Source organism: Gilliamella sp. wkB308, assembly GCF_001690185.1.
GTDB classification, from domain to species: domain Bacteria; phylum Pseudomonadota; class Gammaproteobacteria; order Enterobacterales; family Orbaceae; genus Gilliamella; species Gilliamella apicola_I.
Genome location: NZ_LZGN01000038.1, coordinates 388,684 through 412,707, shown reverse-complemented (window position 1 = coordinate 412,707; position 24,024 = coordinate 388,684). Strand labels below are relative to the sequence as shown.

The window sequence follows — 24,024 nt, the reverse complement described above, 5'->3', positions numbered from 1 at the left end:
TAAGTTAAGGTTCGGAAAAAACAAGAGAACTGTTTGACAATAAGGGTTTTAAAAAGTATTCCAGTAATGTCCTTTTTCCAGTCAGCAAATATGCATCGACACTCATACCTGGGTACATAGTTACATTATATTTCTCAGAAGGAACTTCAATACTAACAAGGTAATATCGACCTAAATTTTCGTCTGAAACAGCATCTGCACTGATAACAGATACTCTTCCCTCTAGTGTGTTAGCATATGAAACGTCAAAAGCACTGATATGCAATCTTGCAACCATTTTTTCCCAAATACGATCCCTATCTTCTGGTCTTACTTTTACTTCAGCAATGAGAGGAACTTCTGAAGGTGCTATTTCAACTACTTCTCCCCCTGCTCGAATAACTGCACCTGTATGAGCAACAAACAGACGCTGAACTACACCATCGGCAGGACTGACAATTTTTGAATTTTCTCGTCGTCCTTCACTGTGCGTTCGCGAGTTATCAACATCGCTTAAATTGATATTAACTTGGGTTAGTTGTTTTTGAACATCAGATATGAAGTCAGCTTGAATCTGTTCATATCTTGCTTCATATTCTGAAAGTTCGCTATTTAATCGTGGTACTCTTAATCTGGACTCATTAAGTGCGGTTTGTATTTGCTGATTTTCAAGTTTTTTCTGAAGCAAAGCTCCTTGTGCTGCTGCTCCCTTAGCTACCATGTTTTTGTACAGCTGTACTTCTTGTTTAGCCAACTCCGCTTGTTTGCTAAGGTCATCAATTTTAGTGACCAATTCTAAAATTTGCGCTTTCTTCTGTTCTACTTGAGCATTAATAACTTGTTTTTGAGCCCTTAAAGCTACGGATCTTGAATCAAATAAATGCAATTCATTCGTTATAATTTCATCTAATGATTTGTCACCCGTAAATTTAGGTTCAAATTTTTCATTACTTAATTCTGCATTAAGTCGTTCTATTCTAACCAATAATGCTTTGCGTTCAATTTCATTTTTGGCAAAGCTTTCATTAACATAGCTATTATCAACAATCGCAATTAATTGTCCTTTAGTAACATGTTGCCCTTCATGTACCAAAAGTTGTTGAATTACGCCACCCTCAGGGTGTTGGAGAGTGATATTTCGACTTTCGACACGAATAACACCAACACCTTTAACTAACACATCAACTTTAAATAACGAAATCCAAATTAGAAATAGAACGATAACAAGTAGTGTTCTACCTGCTATTCCTGTTGGCATATAGTTAGCTAGTTTTTTTAAAACTACCACTCCATCTTGAAATTTTTCTCTAAATCTATCTTTCATTTTGATTCAAATATTGTCATTAATTTGTTGGTATTAGTTGGCAACGATGACCACTTTAATTTACCTGTTCTAGTAATTTATTATGCCTATATTTTAGTTCTGTATCATTCTTTGACTTTGAATCTCTGAAGGCTGATTTTCAACCATATTGACTTCATCATCGCGTAATATACGGATAGATACAAATCCAATATCACTCCTATTAACAGAAGCATTTTCTATTTTTACTTTTTGAACGGAAACTTTTCGAGATTGTAAAATACTAAACACTTCTAAACTTCGTTGATATTGTAGACTTAAAGAAAAACCAACTTGTGCATCATCTGAGGAGGTAGCAAAAATAACAGCACCTTTTTCTTCAATTTGGTCTTTATTAGCATCAATCCATTTAATCAATTTTTCTTTATTTGCTTCTGTTAAGAAATTTCGATTTTTAGGTCCCTGAAAATCCAGACGTAATTCATTTGGATTGACCCCCTGATCATACTTATAAACATTAGTCACTAATTGATTACGCTCACGCAATTTAATCCCAACATTTTGTTGAGCAATAATCATTAATATTTGAAAAAGTAACGTGATTAAAAGATACACAAGTAATAATACTGTCATCATATCAACATATGCTGGCCAGAAATGTGAATTTGATTTCATAGAAATACCTTTCTTTTCATTATTTTAAGCTAAGTTTGAACATTCCATCATCTAACTTATCAGCAAGTAAATATAAACCGAGTGTAGAAAGATAATAATCATATAATGCTGATGATCGACTTACTTTCGCACTAAAGTAATCTGTTTCTACGGTTAATAAATCGTTTAGATTACGTTTACCTAAAATAAATTCATCCATATATAATTTGCGAGTTCTACTTGCATCATCTTCGGCTTTCGATTGTATTAGGTAAGTATCAGTAGAATTAAGCGCATCTTCTACCAAATTATTTGAAACTTCTTTAATATCACGTACCAGTTGATTGTAAGAAGCCATACTATAACTATATCGAGCTACTGCTTGACTGATTCTTGATGAATTAATACCACCATCTAATACAGGCATACTAACTTGTAATGAAACTTTGCCACCGATGAAATTGCCATTTTTATCACTTGGATGTTGGAAAGGTTTACTATACGAGCCAACAGCATCAACTGACGGATATCGCGCACTTTTTGCAACCTCAATTTCTGAACGAGCACTGTTTAACTGAGCCTCAGAAGATTTAATATCAGGGTTATTTTCCAACACATTATTCAAGATTTGGTCATATAATTGACTTGTAATAAATACTTCTTTTAATTTTACAGGATGGGTTGGCGCCGAACGACCTAACAAAGAATTTAACTCTTGAATCGATTTTTTCAATTGAAGTTCAATTGATTTAGAAGCATTTTGTGCATTGGTTAATGCTAATTGTGCCCTGATTAATTCTGACTGAGGTGAAAGCCCTCCTGTAACTTGTACACCAATAGTATTTACAAGTTGTGACATTTCTTTTATATAATCTTGAGCATAATCTTTTTGTTGAGTGTAACGACGCACATTAAAATAAGCTTTCACTACATTGAATGTAACTTTATTTTTTTCATAATCAGCAACATATTTAGCTGATTCACGAAGTTGTTTTGCGCTATCTACACTATAACGTGTACGACCAAAATCAAGCAGGTTATATTGAAAAGAGACCTGAGCTTGAGCATATTCATCATTAGACCTTGATATCGAGCTCATTCGATCGAAGGCTTTATCGCGAGTTTTAGCTAACACATTAACTTTAGGATAGTATGTTGCTTTCATTTCATCTATTCTTGCATCTGCTTCTTCTAATCTCGAGTTCGCAGAAACAGTACGCAAGGAGTAATATTGAGCAAGTTCTATGGCTTCTGCTAAAGATAATCCTCTTGATTCAATATCAAAACCATTTTGCAATATACTAGGTAATTGTTTATTAGCTAATAGAATATTTTCATTTGCTTCGTAAGTATTTTGGGTATTTGGTAGCTCATGTTTAACAGTACAACCAATCATAAGGGACGAAAGCACACTTAATACGATAATTTTATTTTTCACAACATAATCCATATAACAAATAACTATTTAAAAATAATTAACTCCATCTTATCTTTAATAAAATAGAGTTAATTAACTGTGCTACACAAAGTATTAACTCAATTTTGAACAGATGCTCTTAATGTAGTCATTTGACTAACACATTCTTGCAAAAGTTCATTTTGTTGACGTACTACTTGTACTACTGCTTCGGAATCACTTGTTTTCATACGAGCAACGGATTCAATTGTTAATAACTGTTGGCGAACACCTTCCATTTCAGATTGCAAACATGTCAGTGTTTCAGCTACTTCTTTAAATGTTTGAACTATTTGTATGCGATCCGCATTCATTCCACCAATTGCTTCAACTAGAGCAGTACGATTTCTATCTGTTGAGGTATAAACATTTTCAATAACTTCAATTGTTTGACTTTGAACCTCATTAATTTTCACCGTATGTTCATCAATTGCATTTAAAGCATTATTCGCTGTTTCTAATTCGACTTGAATACTTTTTAAAATAGGTTGTTGACCATCAATAGAGGCAAGCATTGAATTGACACCTTCTAACTCACTTTGTATTTGCCCCAACACAGATTGCATAGAATTGAATATTTGGTTTTGTGAGGCAAAACTCTGCTCTTGCTGTTGAATGAGCTTATCAAAATAATTAGATAATTTATTGGTGCTTTCAATCTGTTGTAATTGATTATCTTCGAATTTTTTCTGATAATTAAGAAATTGATTAAATGAATCTAATAAAGCTGCATTTAAATTCGTTGTTTGCAATTTAACGTCAGAAGGTGATGCAAGAGCAGACTCAGTAGAACTATTAATTACACTTGATATAGAAACGCCTACATCATTAGCATTCGTTTTAGCCCAATCTTCAACTGAAAAATAGATATTATCAACTATTGAGCCTAATAAATGCGCTAATAAGCCCATTACTAAAGAACCCATTAATCCAAGAAATGATGCAGTAAATGCTGCTGACATGCCACCTAAAGGTGCCGCAATACCACCAAGTAAAGCTGAAATATCACTGGTATTATTAGTAACAATATCCATTGATTCACGGATACTGCCCATTGTTAAGATTAATCCAATGAACGTACCTAATAACCCTAAACCAACTAATAAACCTGATAAATAATCTGCGCCAGATACACGGTGGGAAAAACCATCTTTTAATTTGTCTAGAACAGAATTACGGATTTCTGGACCTGAAAGTGCCAAATCAGATACACGCCCTCTTAACCCTTTAACTGCACCTTTAAAAGGAAAGTTATTTAATTTATCAAAATTATTGGGATTTTCTGAGGCTACTGATAAAAACTTTTTCCAGCTATTGATTCCACTCATTAGTGAAACAGAAACAATAAAAGTATAAATTACACCAATAACTTGCATTGAAATAATAGCGGTATTGATAATTTTATTATGATTAATAGCTTCTAAAAGATCATCAAAAAAATATGCATAAGCTATTACTATTACAAAGAGGATCAATAATATAAATCTTATCGATCGTTTAACAGAATTCAACTTCACTTTATCCATCCTTAAACTAAATTATAAAAACATTCATAATTTAGTATTACTATATTTATTTTCCAATTTTTTATAAAAAATTAATATTCATCAATCTTCTTAACGAAAATATGATGAATTCTTATTATAATACTGATTAAAAAAATTGAAACCTTTTTATTCAAAAATTTCCAAATAAATATTATTTAGAAATAAAAACATTTAAAAGAACTATAATAAACCATTATCTTTGTTAGCATTAATAAATATTGCGCTTTTATTAAACTATAATTTAGAAATTTTTAGATCAATTTTTTACGCCAATTCGCACCCTAAAATTGCATGAATAATTATGGCGAATCATTTTATATAACTTACTTAATTAAGTTCAATATCCTCAAGATAATTATATTATTAGCCAAATGAGCTATTACTGAGATTTTATAGAAGAGCGTAAAAATTTATTTTGTAAAATAAATTAACTTTTATTACAGAAAATTAACAATTAAGTATTTGTGTTGAATTCATGTTAGCAAATCTTATGTGATAGTTTTTTAGAGAAGATGATTGAAGAAATTAAACTATTTTTTTAAAAGGAAATTGAGTTAATATACAGGCAAATGACCAAACCAATTATGATACCACCGAGGATTTATTTCATTCCTCATTGTTTTCAACTCCCATTTATGATGATAAAAAACTAAACTTATTTGTCCTGATTGAGATGTGGTATAAAAATTTAATTGTCGATCTTTGTAACGTGCTATAACTTTATTGGAAGGCAATTTCCAAGGATTATAACGGGCAGTCGACAAAAGGGACACGCTAGGGTTAACAGCGTTTAAAAAAGCATAACTTGATGATGTATTACTACCATGATGAGGAATTTGCAAAATTGTTGATTTAAGTGTATTTCGATATTTTTCAATCAATTGATACTCTTGATTTTTTTCTAAGTCACCTGATAATAATACTGAAAATTGACCATCAGTAATGTGTATCACACATGAATCTTCGTTTTGCGCATATTCAGCCAGATGAGTTGGCCACAATACAGTTAAACTCAGATTATTCCATTTCAGATGATTTTCTGATAAACAGTGATAGTGATTTTTTAATCTTGACGATGAACTCATCAGCCATGCATTGGGATAATGTTGTTGAAGTAGAGAAAGCCCACCAATATGATCATTGTGTTGATGGCTAATAATAATTCCCTTAACATCTAAATTGTGCCTTTGTAAAAATGGAATGATTATACGTTCCGCAGCAGAACTATTTTGCCACTGTGCCCCCGTGTCATACAATATTGCGGATTTCCCATCATGTATGACAATTGCCAAACCATGACCGACATCTAACATATCCATTCGCCATAGATAATGCTGTTTTTTAAAAAATGGACTCACTATTATCATGAGTAAAATGCAGAGGGTTATAGTATGACGACGCCAAAATTCCGTTTTCAGTATAATTATGACCAGCCATCCAATAATACTTAATAAATAAAAATCAGATGAAGTAGTAAACCAAGGGAAATCAATTAGCTCCAGACAGTAAAATAAATAATCAAGTGACTGTTCAGCAACAAACCAAAACCATAATGCGAAATAGAAACAATCAAAAAAACTGAAACAAAGTGCTATTAAGATTGATGGAAAAGTCATTAGCGATATGATTGGAATCGCAATTAAATTTGCCAAAAGTGCCATAATACTGACACCTTGAAAAACAAATAATTGTATTGGTAACAATAACGCCGTTAAACCTAATTGTAGATGTATTAATTTAACTAGGTAACCCCTTTTGTTATATTGATTCTTTTTTGATAACGGAACCCATTCATATAAAAATATTAAGCTAACAACAGCATAACAAGATAACCAAAAACTTTCAGACAAAATCATTAATGGATCGGTTAATAATAATAAGGCTATTATTCGATTAACTTTCTGCCATGCACTGATATGTTGGTTTTTACAGCGTAAATAAATCCATATCCCTAATGCCATTATTGCACGTAAAGCAGGAGGATTGAATCCTGTTAACCAAGCATAAAAACAGGCGCATAACCATCCGATTACGATTGGGACATATAAATTATTGAATCGCTGTGGAATAAAAAACAACATTAATTTGACCAGGCTGTAACACATACCAAAGACTAACAAAATATGCATACCCGATATCGCCATTAAGTGAGCAACACCGGTATTCATCATAATTTGCCGATAATGATGATCAAGTTGAGAGCGATCACCAAAAGCCAATGCAAATAATATCCCACGGTAATGAAACAAATACATATAAGGCAAAGCATGATCAACAATCGTTTGTCTAATATCATTTTTATCTTTCAATAATTTAGCATTAATGATTTTTGCAGATAATAATGTCCGATTGGCTATAGCATAACGCTGGCTATCAAATCCTCCTTCATTTAAGTAACTATGAACGACCTTTGTTTTTATCGTTAATTGCCAAATTTGACCTATTTTAGGTACATTAACATTATCCCAATAAATTGAAATTGGGATAGGAGTTGATAATGTTTGATGATTACTATCAAGAATAGTCCATTGCAGATAGTAAGGATTTATTTGGTGAAATGGATGTCGGATATTGATACTTTCGACTTTGGCCTTGACGACGAGTGTTTTGTCAATGTAAGGAGCGATATTGATTAAATACTGTTTAGAATATGCTGTCGACCATAAGAAACTTAACATAAATATACTGATAAGTAACAATGTTTTTCTAAATAGAAATGTACTAACAATGACAGTAATCATCACACCAAAAGCTATCGCATACCAAAGTATGTCTGAAAGTAATTTAGACATAAACATTAATGGTAAGCAGCCTAATGAAAATGTAATTATAAGTAAATCATGTGAATAAATTTGCCGCATTGGCTCAATTTAGGCTATCAAATTAATAATAATTTAGCTTAACCTGTCAATAAATTATGCTCAGAACTTTTTGATAGATATTGCGATCTTGGTTCCAATCTTAATTTGCATTTGTTAAAAAACGATCATTATGATAAGAATATTCTTGAAACGTATTTTGATAGGTGTTAAGGCTAAAATTACTTTAAATAGTCATCAGACTTTTTAATTATTTTTAAATAACGGTTTAATGTGTAATCTATATATTAATTGAGGGGGTAATAAAAAAGCCTTTGAGATAACTCAAAGGCTTTAAAACTAAATATTATTTTAGAGATTATGCTTTAGCGGCATTATTTACTCTTTCACGTAATTCTTTACCTGGTTTAAAATGAGGAATGTATTTATGTTTAACCTCAACATTACCACCAGTTCTTGGGTTTCTCGCTTTACGTGGTGCACGATAATTTAAGCTGAAACTACCAAATCCTCGAATTTCTACACGATCGTTGCTTTCCATAGCTAAAGCGATCTGTTCAATAATATCTCTTACAGCGTCATCAACAAGTTGCACAGGAAGGTGTGCCCGCCAGTTGACTATCTTTTCCACTAAATCTGATCTGTTCATGGTCACTCCTAAGTTATGTATGTGATATATAATTTATTCATTTTATACCACAAAAGAAAAAGAGGGCAAGCCCTCTTTACTTTTTAATTGAATATTTTTTACTCGGTTTTTGATGCAGCCTTGAATGCTTCAGCCATTGCATTAGTAAATGATGCTTCTTCTTGAGTTGAAGTATTATTTACAGCAGCAAGCGCTTCTTTTTCGTCAGCTTCATCTTTAGCTCGTACAGATAATGAAATTGCGCGAGTTTTACGATCGATATTAACAATCTTAGCCTCGACTTCATCACCAACTTTTAATGCAGTTGTTGCATCTTCAATACGTTCACGTGCGATATCTTGAGCTTTTAAGTAACCTTCAATGCCTTCTGCGATTTCAATTGTTGCGCCTTTAGCATCAACAGCTGTTACACGACCTTTAACAATTGAACCTTTTTTGAAGTTTGAAGCAAAGCTACTAAATGGATCATCTTCAAGTTGTTTAATACCTAAAGAGATACGCTCACGTTCTGCATCAACTTGTAATACAACCGCTTCGATATCATCACCTTTCTTATAAGCTTTAACTGCTTCTTCACCTGGCATATTCCAAGAGATATCAGAAAGATGAACTAAACCATCAATACCACCATCTAAACCGATGAAGATACCGAAATCAGTGATTGATTTGATCTTACCGCTAACTTTGTCACCTTTATTGTGTGATTCAGCAAATTGTAACCATGGATTTGGTTTACATTGTTTAAGACCAAGAGAAATACGACGACGTTCTTCATCAATTTCAAGTACAATAACTTCAACTTCATCACCTAAGCTAACCACTTTAGATGGGTGAATGTTTTTGTTAGTCCAATCCATTTCAGAAACGTGTACTAAACCTTCAACACCCGTTTCAATTTCTACGAAACAACCGTAATCAGTTAAGTTAGTTACTTTACCAGTTACTTTAGTGCCTTCTGGATAACGTTTAGCAATAGAAACCCATGGATCTTCGCCTAATTGTTTTAAGCCAAGAGAAACACGTGAACGGTCTTTATCAAATTTAAGTACTTTAACAAGTAACTCTTGACCCACTTCAACCACTTCACTTGGGTGTTTAACACGTTTCCAAGCCATATCAGTAATATGAAGTAAACCATCAACGCCACCAAGATCAACGAATGCACCGTAATCAGTAAGATTTTTGATGATACCTTTAACTTCAGAACCTTCTTGAAGATTTTCAAGAAGTTGTTCTCTTTCTGCGCTATTTTCAGATTCAATTACTGCACGACGAGAAACAACAACGTTGTTACGTTTTTGATCTAATTTAATAACTTTTAATTCGATTTCTCTATTTTCAATATGAGAAGTATCGCGTAATGGACGTACATCAACAAGCGAACCAGGAAGGAACGCACGAACGCCATTAAGATCAACCGTAAAGCCACCTTTCACTTTACCATTGATAACACCTAAAACTGTTGCAGCATCTTCAACTGCTTTTTCTAATGTAAGCCACGCTTCATGACGTTTAGCTTTTTCACGAGATAGAATGGTTTCACCAAAGCCATCTTCAATTGAGTCAAGTACGACATCAACAACGTCGCCAACTTTAACTTCTAATTCGCCTTGGGCATTTTTAAACTGCTCTACTGGAATTGCTGATTCAGATTTTAAACCAGCATCAACTAAAACAACATCTTTGTCGATTGCAACGACAGTACCACGGATCATGTTACCAGAACGAGTGTCTAGTTGATTTAAAGACTCTTCAAAGAGTTGAGCAAAAGATTCAGTCATATTTATATACTTAAATTAATATTAACGTCCACATTACATCATGTCTTGTGGGGTTGTTTATGATACTCCACTCGTCCTTATAATGGAGCTTTGTTCACGTTATAAGTAAATTTACAACGCAAGTTTTTCGTTTATATACGTAATAGATTGATTAAATACATCTTGAATAGAGAGTGATGTGGTATCAATTATTAGTGCATCTGTTGCAGGTTTTAATGGGGCAACGGCTCGATTACGATCTCGCTCATCACGCGCAGTTATCTCCTGCAAAATTTCGGCGAATTTAGCATGTTTTTGCTTATCTTGCAACTGTTTCATTCTTCTTTCTGCTCTTGAGTGTGGGCTAGCATCCAGAAAAATTTTTACCGGCGCATCAGTAAATACAACTGTCCCCATATCTCGCCCATCAGCAATTAACCCCGGTGCTTGCCTGAAATCTCTTTGCCGTTGCAATAATGCTGCCCGAACTTGATTTAGCGAAGCGACTTTAGAAGCAGCGCCTCCAGTCTCTTCAGTACGAATATCTTTAGAGACATCGACGCCATTTAATAGTACTTTGACTTCGCCATGACGGGTATCAAATCTTAAAGGTAAATTTAATGCTAATTGAGTTAATTGTTGTTCATCATCCAGTGCAATATGATGATTGAGCGCCGATAACGCAAGCACTCGATAAATTGCACCAGAATCTAAAAGATGCCAATTGAAATGATTAGCTAACGCTTGGCACAACGTGCCCTTCCCCACACCACTAGGGCCATCAACAGCTATAACAGGAACTAATGTATTCATTTAGTATTCACTCAATCGTTTAAATTGTTCAAAATAGTCAGGAAATGTTTTCATTGTACATTTAGGATCTAATATAGTCACGGGCGTATCGGATAATGCCACTAATGAAAAACACATTGCCATACGATGATCGTTATAGGTTTTTATTTCAGCATGTGTTAAAGAGTTAGGCGGGATAATCGTTATATAATCGTTACCTTCTTCAACCTTTGCCCCTACTTTACGCAATTCAGTTGCCATAGCAGATAAGCGGTCAGTTTCTTTAACTCGCCAGTTATAGATATTACGGATAGTTGTGGATCCTTTGGCAAACAAAGCGGTTGTTGCTATTGTCATCGCCGCATCAGGGATATGATTCATATCCATATCAATACCGTTAAGTTCTCCTCGGCTACACTCGATATAATCATCAGCCCACGTTACTTTGGCACCCATTTTTTCAAGTACATGAGCAAATTGGGTATCACCTTGTAAGCTTTTTTTACCAATACCGGTGACGCGAACAGTGCCACCTTTAATCGCCGCTGCAGCTAAAAAATACGAAGCTGATGAAGCATCACCTTCAACCAAATACGTACCTGGTGATAAATAAGTTTGTTTTGCTTTGATAACAAATTTTTGATAATTATCATTGATGACCGACACCCCAAATATCGCCATCATTTTGATCGTGATATCAATATAGGGTTTAGAGACTAAATCCCCTAAAATAGTAATTTCAGTATCGTTATCAGCAAGTGGGGATGCCATTAATAGTGCCGTTAAAAATTGACTTGAAACAGAGCCATCCACCTGAATATTTCCGCCAATAAAGCCCCCATGAATATGCAGTGGTGGATAACCTTCATTTTCAAGATAATCTATTTTAGCCCCGCCTTGACGTAGTGCATCAACTAAATGTCCTATCGGGCGCTCTTTCATACGTGGTTCGCCCGTAAGCACAATATTATTTTCGCCAAGACATAACGCAGCAGTTAGAGGGCGCATCGCCGTACCGGCATTCCCTAAAAAAAGCTCTAATGCGTGGGATGAATGTAATTTTCCGCCGACGCCCTCAACATCACAAATCGTGCGATCATTCGATAATTGACACGTAACACCTAATGCTTTTAGCGCATCAAGCATATAACGGACATCATCACTATCTAATAAATTTGTTAAACGTGTATTACCATGACTCAATGCAGACAAAAGTAGCGCCCGATTAGACACGCTTTTTGAACCTGGTAAGTTTATCGTACCATTAAATCTTTTTATCGGTTGTAATGTTAGGGATAACATGATAGTTCTCTTTATATTTTTAAAATTTATCTAAAGTTGCTTTCAACAATTCAATTGCTTGTTTATCTTTAGCACTATTTTGCCACAATTTATCAAATAACAAACGGTATCGCTTAATCGCATCATAAGATGAGGTAATAGAAGCAATCCCTGTGGTCACATTTGGTAATTCACCTAATCGAAATGGGCTCATCGCTAACGAAATCGGGCTTTCATTTTGATAAAATAATTGAAAAGCAATAGATGGAATAGCATGCTCTGTAATAGCAATGGTTGGCGAATAAATTTGTTGTTCAATTAATTCAATTAAGTGATAGACTTCTTTGCGAGCTAATAGCATGCGTTCGGACTTTTTACCTGGTGAAAGATTTAAATTACCGACTAAACCAATATGTAAAAAACGCTCTACATTGCGTAAACTAATTAAATTAATGACTTTAGGCACTGATTGATAAAATTGTGTTTGTCGTTCTTTTAAAATGGCTAACGTTGTTGCATATTTTTTTAAATTAATTGAATCGCCCGATTCATCTAGCATCATAGCAAGATGAGAAAGATAATCTGGTGAAGTGAGTAAAAAAGAAAAAGGATCAAAATGAGAATAAATATGTGTTGATTGTTCTTCAAGTTGGCGCATACGTTCAAAAAAGCCTTCACCACTTGAATAATATTCCGTATCAATACCAAGCAAGCTCGCTAAGGATGTATCTAACAAAGTCGCTAAACGTCCTAATGTTTCGATTTTGATAATTTCACCCTTTTCTAAACGATAAACCGCAGCTCTTGAAATTTTAAGATTTTGTGCAATGTCTTCTGCTTTTAAGGAAGCTGCTATACGATACGCCCGTAAACGCTGACCTATCGCACAATAATCAATCGATCCACTATTCATAATTCACTCAAATCATTCGGATTTCGGCAGTGTAACATAAGGTAATCATATTGCCAATTTGCAATCCAGGCAATTTTGTTCAATTCATCATACCATTAACTTTTTTATATCATTTTCAATTCATCAATATATGATTTTTAACTCAAGTAATGAATAATCTATCATCCATAATTAAACAGCGTCATAAATATTGGCATTAGCAATGTAAGCAAAAAACCTTGCACGATAGCAGGTGGCACTATCATTATACCAGCTCCTTTTTGTAACATAGGCAAAGTAAAATCCATAGACGTTGCACCACATAAACCCAGTGTTGTTAATTTATACCGTTTTATTAATGTTGGAATAAGTATAATGGCAAAAAGTTCACGTAATATATCATTTAAAAATGTGGCACTACCAATAATTGCTCCATGCGCTTCAGTCATTAAAATACCTGACAAAGAATACCAACCAAATCCAGATGACATACCTAATCCTACACGCAAAGGGAGATCTAATAATAAAGCGGCTACCATTCCACCAATAAAAGTGCTTATAATGACAATTAGCGTTGTTGCAATACCGACTTTGTTAAGTAAAATTTGTTTAAGTGAAATATTATTACTTCTTAACTGAATACCAATTAACAAGAGTAAAAAAACTAAAACAACCTGAATAATGTTTTCGGTATATTGCCATACAAACAATGGAAAAAGTCCGACTATAAATCCCAAAACAAGTGCAATAAAGACACGTAATGATTCCAATATCATTTTTACGCGTGAACCAAAGGTTTGATTAGCACTTGAAGTTTTCCACGGTAAAAATAGGTCAAATAACATAAGAAAGATAAAATTACCGCCAAAAGTACAGATAAAAATAATAACAGTATAAAATAGAATGTTTTGCAAATTCGTCGCGAGGTTATCTAAATGAGCAAGTTCTGCGCCCATGATAAAAAGAATAAAATAAACCATCCAACTTAGAATTTGGTTAATTTTAGCTATCCATTTTTCTTGTTTGCATTTAATTAAATAACCAATGCACAAAGGCACAAGTGCTATTAGAATACCAAAATACATATTTCATTCCCTACCAATTAATTTGAGGCGATTATTTTATTAAGCTTTAATTAAAAAAATCGATAAACAACAAGTTGAATATCGATTGTAATCAATTTTGATAATTTGGCACTACATAAGGTAATAATCATTACCTTTACTCTATTATATAAATGATGCTAATTGTGTTTCAATATTCAGTTTGAGTTGATCTAACAAAGCATAACGATTACGGTATTCAGAACGTTTTTTACTCGCTATATCTTCTATCGATTTTCGGCTAATTTCAGTGGGTAAAATAAATAACTCACGATCGTCTTGTTGACCATCGATCGTTAACCAAAAATCATCATAATCGGACAAAATTCGTTCTTGTCTGCTGTTATAACGCCAATTGTTATAGACATGCGTTTTATTTCCAACCGCCACAATTTGCTCTAGCTGAAAATAATGTGCAATGATTAATGCTGCCTCAACGGCGACTCGTTTTGGAAATAATCCATAACATTGCTTAGTCGCTTTTTGCACCCGAACTCGCGCTTCATGATGACCGCTACCTTGCAACCCTGCAATAAATAAAGTCGTTTTTTGTTGATATTGAATGATTGAAAAAGTTAATGTTGCTAAATCAATACCCTCATTATCATAAAAATAAAGGCTTATTTCGCCTTCTCGAGCAAACTTGTTACGAGCTTGAATCGCAATTTGAATATTAGCCTCATTTTTTACTGTTAGGTTAGCCAATACATAAGGAGTTTTAGGATCATAAAAAGCCTTAGTCATGCTATCAGGCTGATTCGCTAAAAAATCATAATGACAAGCTAACGCATCAAAACGCTCTTGTTGCGACAAACTTGATGATAAATAGGGTCTTTGTAATTTACACGGTAAATTGGTTTGGCAAGAAAAATAGTAGCCAAGTAATGGATATTGTCTTAATTTATCTAACCATTTTAGTGTAATAGGACTTAAAAATAAGGTTCTAAAAAAAAATTTATAACGATAAGTCGGATTAAGCCAAAGTTCATTTAGCGGTAGTTTACCGGTACATAGCCAGTTAAAAAGTTGCCATTTGCTTTTTGGCTGGGACATATTCGTAATATTATTCATAAGCAGAAAAATAAATTTGAGTTAGTTAATTTATAAAAATTTTATATGTGGCTAAATTATAAAATATCAATAGATATCAAAGATTAGTCATAAATACCAACTATTAAGAGTACAATACAACATAAATCAACGCAACCTTTGCCATCGTATTCTATAAGAAAAGAAAATAAAAAACGGTGAACTGGTCACCGTTTCTTAGTTGAACAATTATTCAGTTTTATAAACTCAATTATTGTCCTTTCACTTCTTTAAGTCCGTTGAATGGAGCTTTAGCACCTAATGCTTCTTCAATACGGATTAATTGGTTGTATTTAGCAACACGGTCAGAACGGCTCATAGAACCAGTTTTTATTTGACCAGCAGCTAAACCAACAGCTAAATCAGCAATAGTTGAATCTTCAGTTTCACCACTGCGGTGAGAGATAACAGCAGTATAACCTGCATCTTTCGCCATTTTAACCGCTGCGATAGATTCAGTTAATGTACCGATTTGGTTAACTTTAACTAAGATTGAGTTAGCGATGCCTTTTTCAATACCTTGTTTGAAGATTTTAGTATTGGTTACAAAAAGATCATCACCCACTAATTGGATTTTGTGACCTAATGCTTTAGTTTGATATGCCCAACCGTCCCAATCGCTTTCATCTAAACCATCTTCGATTGATACGATAGGATATTGTTCAGTTAAACCTTCTAAATAGTGAGTAAATTCTTGAGCAGTAAACTCTTTATTACCTTCACCTTTTAATACATATTTACCTGTTTCTTTGTTATAGAATTCAGAAGCAGCACAGTCCATCGCTAAAGTAATATCTTTACCTAGTACATAACCCGCTTTTTCAACAGCTTCTTTGATACAAGCTAATGCTTCAGCATTTGAATCTAAATTAGGAGCAAAACCACCTTCATCGCCAACAGCAGTATTCATACCTTTAGCATGTAAAACTTTCGCTAAGTTATGGAATACTTCAGAACCCATACGGATTGCTTCACGTACGGTTTTCGCACCAACTGGTTGGATCATAAATTCTTGCAAATCGATGTTATTATCAGCATGTTCACCACCATTGATAATGTTCATCATTGGTAATGGCATTGAGTATTGACCTGGAGTACCATTCAAATCAGCAATATGTTGATATAGTGGTACACCTTTTGCTGCTGCTGCTGCTTTAGCATTAGCTAATGATACCGCAAGAATTGAGTTTGCACCTAAGTTTGATTTAAAATCAGTTCCATCTAAATCAAGCATGATTTGGTCGATAGCCGCTTGATCTAACGCATCTTTACCAACAACCGCTTTCGCAATTGGTCCGTTTACGTTTTCAACAGCTTTTAAAACACCTTTTCCTAAAAAGCGAGATTTGTCACCATCACGAAGTTCTAACGCTTCACGAGAACCAGTTGATGCGCCAGATGGAACGATTGCTAGACCAACAAAACCACCTTCTAAATGAACTTCAGCTTCAACTGTTGGGTTCCCACGAGAGTCGATGACTTCACGACCATGTACTTTAACGATTTTTGCCATGTTATTTTCCTCTATATGACAGATATATTACAAATGTAAAACTTTAAAACTATTTTTGTTGTAGCTGCTGATACTCCTTGGCAGCTTTTATAAAACTACTAAACAGTGGATGCCCATCTCGTGGTGTCGAGGTAAATTCTGGATGGAATTGACAAGCAACAAACCACGGATGATTAGGAACCTCAATAATTTCGACTAATTTTCTATCAGTTGAAAGCCCGGTTACTTTTAATCCTGCTTTTACAATTTCAGGTAATAAATTGTTATTCACTTCGTAACGATGACGATGACGCTCAGTGATTGACTCTTTTTTATACATGTCAAATACTAATGAGTTTGGTTCTAAATGACATATCTGAGAACCAAGTCGCATAGTACCACCTAAATCACTATTTTCATTACGTTGTACCACATTACCCGATTCATCACTCCATTCAGTGATTAACGCAATGATTGGATTCGCACAATCTTTAACAAATTCGGTAGAATTTGCGTCTTTAATTCCAGCCACATTACGGGCATACTCAATCATGGCGACTTGCATTCCAAGACAAATACCTAAATAAGGAATTTGGTTTTCACGCGCATAGCGTGCAGCAATGATTTTACCCTCTACGCCACGATACCCAAATCCACCAGGAATTAAAATCGCATCTAAGCCTGCAAGTAAATCCGTACCACGTGATTCAAGATCTTCTGAATCAATATAACGAATATGAACTGTTAAACGGTTTTTCAGTCCACCATGTTTCAATGCTTCGTTAACAGATTTATAAGCATCAGGTAATTCAGTATATTTACCTACCATACCTATGGTGACTTCACCAACAGGATTAGCTTCTTCATAAATCACTTGTTCCCACTCGGAAAGATCTGCCTCAACGCAATCAAGATGGAATCGATTGCAGACAAAAGTATCTAAATTTTGTGATTTTAAAAGAGCAGGGATTTTATAAATTGAATCGACATCTTTTAATGAAATAACTGCACGTTCAGGCACATTACAAAATAGTGCAATTTTTGCTCGCTCATTAGCTGGAATGATACGATCTGAACGACAGATTAACACATCAGGTTGAATACCAATAGATAACAACTCTTTGACTGAGTGTTGTGTAGGTTTTGTTTTAACTTCTCCAGCAGAAGCTAAATATGGCACTAGGGTTAAATGCATAAATAAGGTATGTTCTCGACCCACATCAACCGCTAATTGACGAATAGCTTCTAAAAATGGGAGTGATTCAATATCCCCAACTGTGCCACCGATTTCAACAATAGCAACATCGAAGCCTTTAGCTCCTGCAATAACGCGAGATTTAATCTCATTGGTAATATGTGGAATGACTTGAACAGTTGCGCCTAAATAGTCCCCACGACGTTCTTTACGTAATACATCGGAATAGATACGCCCTGTTGTGAAGTTATTTTTGCGCGTCATTTTAGTGCGAATAAAACGCTCATAATGACCTAAATCAAGATCCGTTTCTGCCCCATCTTCCGTCACAAAAACTTCACCATGCTGAATCGGGCTCATTGTACCCGGATCGACATTAATATAGGGATCAAGTTTTAACATGGTGACTTTTAAATTGCGGGCTTCTAAAATTGCAGCGAGTGATGCTGCGGCAATGCCTTTACCAAGAGAAGAAACGACACCGCCTGTAACAAAAATATAATTCGTGACCATTAATACCAGACCATTATTAATTTATAAGAACAATATTGAGTCGTTTTCAAACGATAAAAGCAACACAATATACGATAAATCAGACGGGAAAATAGTATAACAGAATCTGACCTTGCTCACAATTGAATAATTATCTTTAACAGATGTTTTAATTAAGCTGATTAGATATATTTAATGCTACTCAATCTAATCAACTTTAATTGGAAAACAGAATTATCCTCGGCAATAAATCTAAATTGTAAGATGAGCATAAAAGTTTTTAATCTTACTTTTACGAATTCGATTTTGTATCCGTTTCCAAACGAAAATTAAACCATTAAAAATCGTACCCAATGCAAATAAAGCAAATAAAGAGATACTTAAAATAATGGGTAACAACCTGTCTTGTTCATTAATTTGATATCTAATGTCAGGATTAATCGTAAATCCTGAGATAGAATTATCATCCCGATAATAGATATCTGAAACTAATCCAGAAAAATTGACTCGCCCCGATTGGCTATCCAAACTATTTAAAGAAGTGAAATTCGAAACCCGATTAGATTCTAAATCCTCTTGGTCTTTGCTATCCGTTTCGTTAAAAAACTTATTTTTCAGCGTAATGGTGAAAGAAGCATTATCGGTTTGATTATGAATTTCTACTTTTTCACACTTACTTTTTACCTTTTTGTTATATTTATCACAAAGTGCCCCTTCCGTGGTAACATTTACCCAATCGCCCTCTTTTAGATTGTTGGTTAATAATTGTGAACTATCATCAAAATTCCAACTTTTTAGATCATGATTCGTAAAGTGATACATATAAAAGATATTATCTTTGACATTGGCTTTTGCATAAACAATAAATGTCAAAATAATACCTACAAGAAAAAGCCATAAATTACGCCCCGTAAACTTTGGCGACCCAAAATTTTCAACCTCTTTCGAAACAGACAGTGTATAACCATAACGAATTATTTTTTTATCCTCAAAAGTAACATCAAGCTCAACATTGGTTAACGTATGCTCGGGAATATATGCTTGCCAATTATCAGGATAATTTAAAATAGAATTGTGACCAACAGTAATTTGTTTCGTTTTAGAGTTTTTATTTTTAACTTTTCCTCTTATTCGATTAACATATTGAATTTTGACTTTAGACTTTGGTTTACGGCGATAAAAATAGATAACTGCAACTAAATTTAGACCAAACAAAAACAGATCAAATAGTTCATTACTTTGCCAAAAATCTAAAAAATAATTAATTGTTAAAAAGCAAAAAAATACCGCAATTATCCCTTTATTATTTTTATTTCGATACGCTGATTCTAACGGTGTTTCTTGTCGTGTCATTAAAATTTCATAACCAAATTTTTGTTGATTTTCAATGCGATTGTTTATCGTCTCATTGTCATGATTATGATTTTCTGGATGTTGAACATCAAAAAACTCATTTGCCCAATACTCCATTTCATCATTTTCTAATTTTTTTTCATTGATGATATTTTGATGCGCTGCATAACGAATATCGTGATCATTTAACCTGATCACAATTGCATAGTCTTCAGTGAAAACTACTTCAGCCACATTATCATCTAAGATAAAACGATCCATATCATAGGGGATAACAACATCAATATTATTAATTTTATAAAAAAGTGTTTCGCCAACATAGTGATTAATATTTTGTTTGACTAATTTGCCAGATATAGATATTACATCTGAATTGATTAATGACGATTCTTTTACCTCTGAAGATAAATGTTTCGTTGTTTTTAGATAAGGTGTTATAAGACGTTCTTCTAGTGCGGATAATTGCCTGATAGGCTTAAGATCAACAATATAGTTTTTTTCCATTAACTTTTTCTTTTTTTTGGCACTTTTAAAGTTTTTTCTAATCGATGAAACGATCAAAACCAAAATGTGAATGACAAATATTAAACCAAGTATATTCATGTTGTGACTTATTCCTTATGAAACATTATTATAGTTATATTTAATCGATAAAATTGGTCAATCTTATTCTTTTATTTAGTGATTTGCCGTTTTTTCACTACGCGATAATCCAATAATTCCCGATCGAACCATTTCGACAATATGACAAGTTTCACGTATCGACAATAGGAAAGAATCAAGTTTTTCACTTGTACCCGATAATTGAACAATGTAATGCGTTGCGGTAACATCGACAATCGAGCCTCTAAAAATATCGGCACAACGTTTGACTTCATCTCGTGCATCAGACCCTTTAGCGGCCACTTTCACTAACATAATTTCTCGTTCAACATGAGGCCCTTCGGTTAAATCATGTACACGGTAAACATTGACAAGTTTATGAAGCTGCTTTTGAATCTGCTCTAGCACATGTTCATCACCTGTTGTTTGAATGGTCATTCTGTGCATGGTCGGATCTTCTGTCGGTGCTGTCGTGATGGTTTCAATATTAAAACCACGTTGTGAGAACAGACCAATAATTCGAGATAAAGCCCCAGGTTCATTCTCTGTTAAAATTGATAAAATATATCGCATTAGGTTCTCTCCGTTTTACTCAGCCACATTTCGTTCATTGCTCCACCACGTATTTGCATTGGGTAGACATGTTCAGTTGCATCGGTCATGACATCAATAAAGACTAATCGATCTTTAATTGACAAGGCTTTTTTTAGTTTTGTTTCCAGATCTTCACGTTTGGTAATGACCATACCAACATGACCATAAGCTTCCGCTATTTTTGCAAAATCGGGCAATGACTCCATATATGAACAAGAATGTCGCCCTGCATAAATCATATCTTGCCACTGTTTAACCATGCCTAAAAAACGGTTATTCAGATTTAAAACAATAACCGGTAAACCATATTGTAAAGCAGTTGAAAGTTCTTGAATATTCATTTGAATACTACCATCACCAGTTACACATACGACACATTGATCAGGAAAAGCAAGTTTCACCCCGAGCGCAGCAGGAAGACCAAACCCCATGGTACCTAGACCACCAGAAGTAATAAAATGACGCGGTTTATCAAATGGATAATACAAAGCAGTAAACATTTGATGTTGACCTACATCAGTGGTGACAAATGCATTACCTTGCGTTAATTTATACAAAACTTCAATTGCTTCTTGTGGTTTGATGCTTTCACCTTCATGACTATAAGCTAAACAGTGACGTGAACGCCAATGATCAATTTGTTTCCACCAATCCACTAATGCATCAAGATCACGATCAGCTTGCAATTCATTAAGTTCGGATAACATCGTTTCAACCACTACTTTAGCATCACCCACAACAGGAATAGTGGCAGAAATTGTTTTTGAAATTGATGTTGGATCAATATCAATATGTATTATTTTTGCTTTCGGACAATATTTTTCAACATTATTGGTTGTTCTATCATCAAATCTGGCACCAACAGCAACTATTACATCGGCATTATGCATCGCCATATTGGCTTCATACACCCCATGCATTCCAATCATGCCTAAATAGTGTTTATCTGTACCAGGAAAAGCACTTATCCCCATTAATGTTGACGCAACAGGGAGATTCAATTTTTCGGCTAAACTTTTAATTGCATCACTTGCACCGGCGCTAATTACTCCGCCACCAATAAACAAGACGGGTTTTTTAGCTGCCAATAATGTCGTTAATGTTTTTTTAATTTGTCCTTTATGTCCTTGAATAGTTGGATTATATGAACGCATTGAAACAGATTTAGGATAATGGTAATTATATTTATTAGCAGGATTAACAATATCTTTTGGTAGATCAATCACAACTGGACCAGGTCTACCTGTTGACGCAATAAAGAAAGCTTTCTTAATGATTTCAGGAATGTCTTTACTGTCTTTTATTAGAAAACTATGTTTGACTATCGGACGTGATATACCGACCATATCGCACTCTTGGAAGGCATCATTTCCAATCAAGTTACTTGCTACCTGACCCGAAATAACAACCAATGGCACAGAATCCATGTAGGCAGTCGCAATACCGGTAATTGTATTCGTCGCGCCAGGCCCTGATGTTACCAGTACAACACCAACATCACCTGTAGCCCTAGCATAACCATCTGCCATATGTACAGCGGCTTGTTCATGACGAACTAATATATGCTCTATGCCACCTAAAGTATGAATTGCATCGTAGATATCAAGAACACTACCACCGGGATAACCAAATATCTGTTTTACTCCTTGATCAATCAAAGATTGAATGACCATTTCTGCGCCTGACAGTTTTGCCATCGTTGTTGCCTCCAATATTACAAATTAGTCATTTATTTTGCATTAACTACTACATTAAATCAATAAACTGAATAAGGTTATTAATTTTCTTTATAAGATAACAGCGTATACAAATGTCAATAAAAGTCAATATAAAACATACTGTTAAAAAAATTAACGCAAAATATAATTCTTGTGTTTTATTGTTATTTTTATGTTTTTTCTATACACTTTGGAAGAGTCTATTTAAGTCTTATCTAAACCCGACATATTATTCCTAAAAGGTATTATCATGAGCAATTATTCTTTGGAACCTATCTCGCTGGCTGATTGGCAATTAGTAAAAGTGATAGGGGAAGACAATCTTAAATATTTACAAGGTCAAGTGACTATTGATATGAAAAATCTTTCCGAGCACTCAGCATTGTTTGCTGCTCATTGTGATGCAAAAGGAAGAATGTGGAGTAATCTTTTATTATTTATGCGCGGTGCTGAGATATATTATTTAGTGCGTAAAAGTGTTGCAGATAAGCAAATTGCCGAACTAAAAAAATATGCTATTTTTTCCAAAGTGACGATTGAAAAGGTACAAGATTTAAATATGTATGGAATTATGGCTGATGCATTACCAGAGAAAATTCTATCAAAATTCGATAATGATAATTGTATTAGTGAAAATGACACTACTTATATTAAATTAATGTTACCTCAACCTCGAATCATTGTCATTACGCCACAGCCTATTGAAAGTCATTTACAACCAAGCAATAAATGGTTACAACTCGATTTAGAAGCAGGCTATGCCATTATCGATAGTGAAAATACAGAAAGTTTATTACCGCAAGCGTGTAATTTACAACTCTATAATGCCATTAGTTTTGATAAAGGTTGTTATTGCGGACAAGAAATGGTTGCTAGAGCGCAATTTCGTGGCACAAATAAACGAGGGCTTTATCTATTATCTGGCAAAAGCGATGTACTACCTATCATTGGTGATACGATAGAATATCAAATAGAAGGGAATTGGCGAGAAGGGGGAAAAGTGCTAGCAGCACTAAAACTTAATCAAAATCATGATGTGTATGTACAAGTAGTACTACCTAATGGTATAGATATCAATACTGACTTTAGAATTAAAGGACAATCAACAAGCAAGCTAAATTTTCATTGATTAGTTAGTTTGCTATTAATCATTCAAATTAAAAACGATATCGATTTTTCAATTTATATTCATTGAAATTAAACAAATTGAATTGATAAAAATAGCTAGAATTTAAATAAATATCTTCTAGCTA

18 protein-coding genes are annotated in these 24,024 nt (G+C 34.0%); 1 reads left to right on the top strand and 17 read right to left on the bottom strand.

Going from position 1 to position 24,024, the window contains the following annotated elements:
• Window positions 1-4: 4 nt before the first annotated feature.
• From A9G10_RS09740 to ilvI, 17 genes are all read right to left on the bottom strand, one after another.
• Entirely contained in the window at window positions 5-1,303 is a 1,299-nt protein-coding gene (locus tag A9G10_RS09740; RefSeq protein ID WP_065559339.1) for an HlyD family type I secretion periplasmic adaptor subunit, read from the bottom strand.
• A gap of 93 nt (window positions 1,304-1,396) precedes the next feature.
• Entirely contained in the window at window positions 1,397-1,957 is a 561-nt protein-coding gene (locus tag A9G10_RS09735) for a hypothetical protein (RefSeq protein ID WP_065559338.1), read from the bottom strand.
• Between the two features lie 19 nt (window positions 1,958-1,976).
• A complete protein-coding gene (locus A9G10_RS09730) occupies window positions 1,977-3,374 on the bottom strand; it encodes a TolC family protein (protein ID WP_179855830.1) in 1,398 nt (465 codons plus the stop codon).
• A 98-nt stretch (window positions 3,375-3,472) separates the two neighbouring features.
• A complete protein-coding gene (locus tag A9G10_RS09725) occupies window positions 3,473-4,909 on the bottom strand; it encodes a MotA/TolQ/ExbB proton channel family protein (protein WP_065559336.1) in 1,437 nt (478 codons plus the stop codon).
• A gap of 584 nt (window positions 4,910-5,493) precedes the next feature.
• Window positions 5,494-7,737, bottom strand: a complete 2,244-nt coding sequence (locus A9G10_RS09720; RefSeq protein ID WP_218837385.1) for a DNA internalization-related competence protein ComEC/Rec2 — start codon at window positions 7,735-7,737, stop codon at window positions 5,494-5,496.
• Between the two features lie 379 nt (window positions 7,738-8,116).
• Window positions 8,117-8,407 carry an integration host factor subunit beta gene (gene ihfB, locus A9G10_RS09715; RefSeq protein ID WP_065559335.1) on the bottom strand — a complete coding sequence of 97 codons (291 nt, stop codon included), beginning with the start codon at window positions 8,405-8,407 and terminating at the stop codon, window positions 8,117-8,119.
• 98 nt (window positions 8,408-8,505) lie between these two features.
• A complete protein-coding gene (gene rpsA / locus A9G10_RS09710) occupies window positions 8,506-10,188 on the bottom strand; it encodes a 30S ribosomal protein S1 (RefSeq protein ID WP_065559334.1) in 1,683 nt (560 codons plus the stop codon).
• A gap of 111 nt (window positions 10,189-10,299) precedes the next feature.
• The gene (gene cmk / locus A9G10_RS09705; protein ID WP_065559333.1) at window positions 10,300-10,980 is read right to left on the bottom strand and encodes a (d)CMP kinase; all 681 of its coding nucleotides are present in this window, start codon (window positions 10,978-10,980) and stop codon (window positions 10,300-10,302) included.
• Window positions 10,981-12,264, bottom strand: a complete 1,284-nt coding sequence (gene aroA / locus A9G10_RS09700) for a 3-phosphoshikimate 1-carboxyvinyltransferase (protein WP_065559332.1) — start codon at window positions 12,262-12,264, stop codon at window positions 10,981-10,983.
• Window positions 12,265-12,280: 16 nt separating this feature from the next.
• Window positions 12,281-13,153 (bottom strand): helix-turn-helix domain-containing protein, encoded by an 873-nt coding sequence (locus A9G10_RS09695; RefSeq protein ID WP_065559331.1) that lies wholly within the window; start codon window positions 13,151-13,153, stop codon window positions 12,281-12,283.
• Between the two features lie 161 nt (window positions 13,154-13,314).
• Window positions 13,315-14,217 carry a lysine exporter LysO family protein gene (locus A9G10_RS09690; RefSeq protein WP_065559330.1) on the bottom strand — a complete coding sequence of 301 codons (903 nt, stop codon included), beginning with the start codon at window positions 14,215-14,217 and terminating at the stop codon, window positions 13,315-13,317.
• A 144-nt stretch (window positions 14,218-14,361) separates the two neighbouring features.
• On the bottom strand, window positions 14,362-15,288 hold the full coding sequence (locus tag A9G10_RS09685; protein ID WP_179855829.1) for a VirK/YbjX family protein: 927 nt from the start codon (window positions 15,286-15,288) through the stop codon (window positions 14,362-14,364).
• 247 nt (window positions 15,289-15,535) lie between these two features.
• Entirely contained in the window at window positions 15,536-16,837 is a 1,302-nt protein-coding gene (gene eno / locus A9G10_RS09680; RefSeq protein WP_065559328.1) for a phosphopyruvate hydratase, read from the bottom strand.
• 49 nt (window positions 16,838-16,886) lie between these two features.
• Complete coding sequence (gene pyrG, locus A9G10_RS09675; protein WP_065559327.1) at window positions 16,887-18,524, bottom strand: glutamine hydrolyzing CTP synthase; 1,638 nt, start codon at window positions 18,522-18,524, stop codon at window positions 16,887-16,889.
• Between the two features lie 231 nt (window positions 18,525-18,755).
• Window positions 18,756-20,459 carry an IgaA/UmoB family intracellular growth attenuator gene (locus tag A9G10_RS09670; protein ID WP_065559326.1) on the bottom strand — a complete coding sequence of 568 codons (1,704 nt, stop codon included), beginning with the start codon at window positions 20,457-20,459 and terminating at the stop codon, window positions 18,756-18,758.
• Between the two features lie 75 nt (window positions 20,460-20,534).
• On the bottom strand, window positions 20,535-21,032 hold the full coding sequence (gene ilvN / locus A9G10_RS09665) for an acetolactate synthase small subunit (RefSeq protein WP_065559325.1): 498 nt from the start codon (window positions 21,030-21,032) through the stop codon (window positions 20,535-20,537).
• The gene (gene ilvI, locus A9G10_RS09660; RefSeq protein WP_065559324.1) at window positions 21,032-22,750 is read right to left on the bottom strand and encodes an acetolactate synthase 3 large subunit; all 1,719 of its coding nucleotides are present in this window, start codon (window positions 22,748-22,750) and stop codon (window positions 21,032-21,034) included. The genes ilvN and ilvI overlap by 1 nt, the downstream gene beginning before the upstream one ends.
• Window positions 22,751-23,021: 271 nt before the next feature.
• Here ilvI and ygfZ point away from each other — a divergent pair, with 271 nt between their 5' ends.
• Window positions 23,022-23,900 (top strand): tRNA-modifying protein YgfZ, encoded by an 879-nt coding sequence (ygfZ, locus tag A9G10_RS09655; RefSeq protein ID WP_065559323.1) that lies wholly within the window; start codon window positions 23,022-23,024, stop codon window positions 23,898-23,900.
• The last annotated feature ends 124 nt before the right edge of the window (window positions 23,901-24,024 follow it).

Coding starts and splice junctions, on each gene's coding strand:
- A9G10_RS09740 (WP_065559339.1), bottom strand. CDS start 1,303: ATGAAAGATAGATTTAGAGAAAAATTTCAAGATGGAGTGGTAGTTTTA.
- A9G10_RS09735 (WP_065559338.1), bottom strand. CDS start 1,957: ATGAAATCAAATTCACATTTCTGGCCAGCATATGTTGATATGATGACA.
- A9G10_RS09720 (WP_218837385.1), bottom strand. CDS start 7,737: ATGTTTATGTCTAAATTACTTTCAGACATACTTTGGTATGCGATAGCT.
- ihfB (WP_065559335.1), bottom strand. CDS start 8,407: ATGAACAGATCAGATTTAGTGGAAAAGATAGTCAACTGGCGGGCACAC.
- rpsA (WP_065559334.1), bottom strand. CDS start 10,188: ATGACTGAATCTTTTGCTCAACTCTTTGAAGAGTCTTTAAATCAACTA.
- cmk (WP_065559333.1), bottom strand. CDS start 10,980: ATGAATACATTAGTTCCTGTTATAGCTGTTGATGGCCCTAGTGGTGTG.
- A9G10_RS09695 (WP_065559331.1), bottom strand. CDS start 13,153: ATGAATAGTGGATCGATTGATTATTGTGCGATAGGTCAGCGTTTACGG.
- A9G10_RS09690 (WP_065559330.1), bottom strand. CDS start 14,217: ATGTATTTTGGTATTCTAATAGCACTTGTGCCTTTGTGCATTGGTTAT.
- A9G10_RS09685 (WP_179855829.1), bottom strand. CDS start 15,288: ATGTCCCAGCCAAAAAGCAAATGGCAACTTTTTAACTGGCTATGTACC.
- eno (WP_065559328.1), bottom strand. CDS start 16,837: ATGGCAAAAATCGTTAAAGTACATGGTCGTGAAGTCATCGACTCTCGT.
- pyrG (WP_065559327.1), bottom strand. CDS start 18,524: ATGGTCACGAATTATATTTTTGTTACAGGCGGTGTCGTTTCTTCTCTT.
- A9G10_RS09670 (WP_065559326.1), bottom strand. CDS start 20,459: ATGAATATACTTGGTTTAATATTTGTCATTCACATTTTGGTTTTGATC.
- ilvN (WP_065559325.1), bottom strand. CDS start 21,032: ATGCGATATATTTTATCAATTTTAACAGAGAATGAACCTGGGGCTTTA.
- ilvI (WP_065559324.1), bottom strand. CDS start 22,750: ATGGCAAAACTGTCAGGCGCAGAAATGGTCATTCAATCTTTGATTGAT.
- ygfZ (WP_065559323.1), top strand. CDS start 23,022: ATGAGCAATTATTCTTTGGAACCTATCTCGCTGGCTGATTGGCAATTA.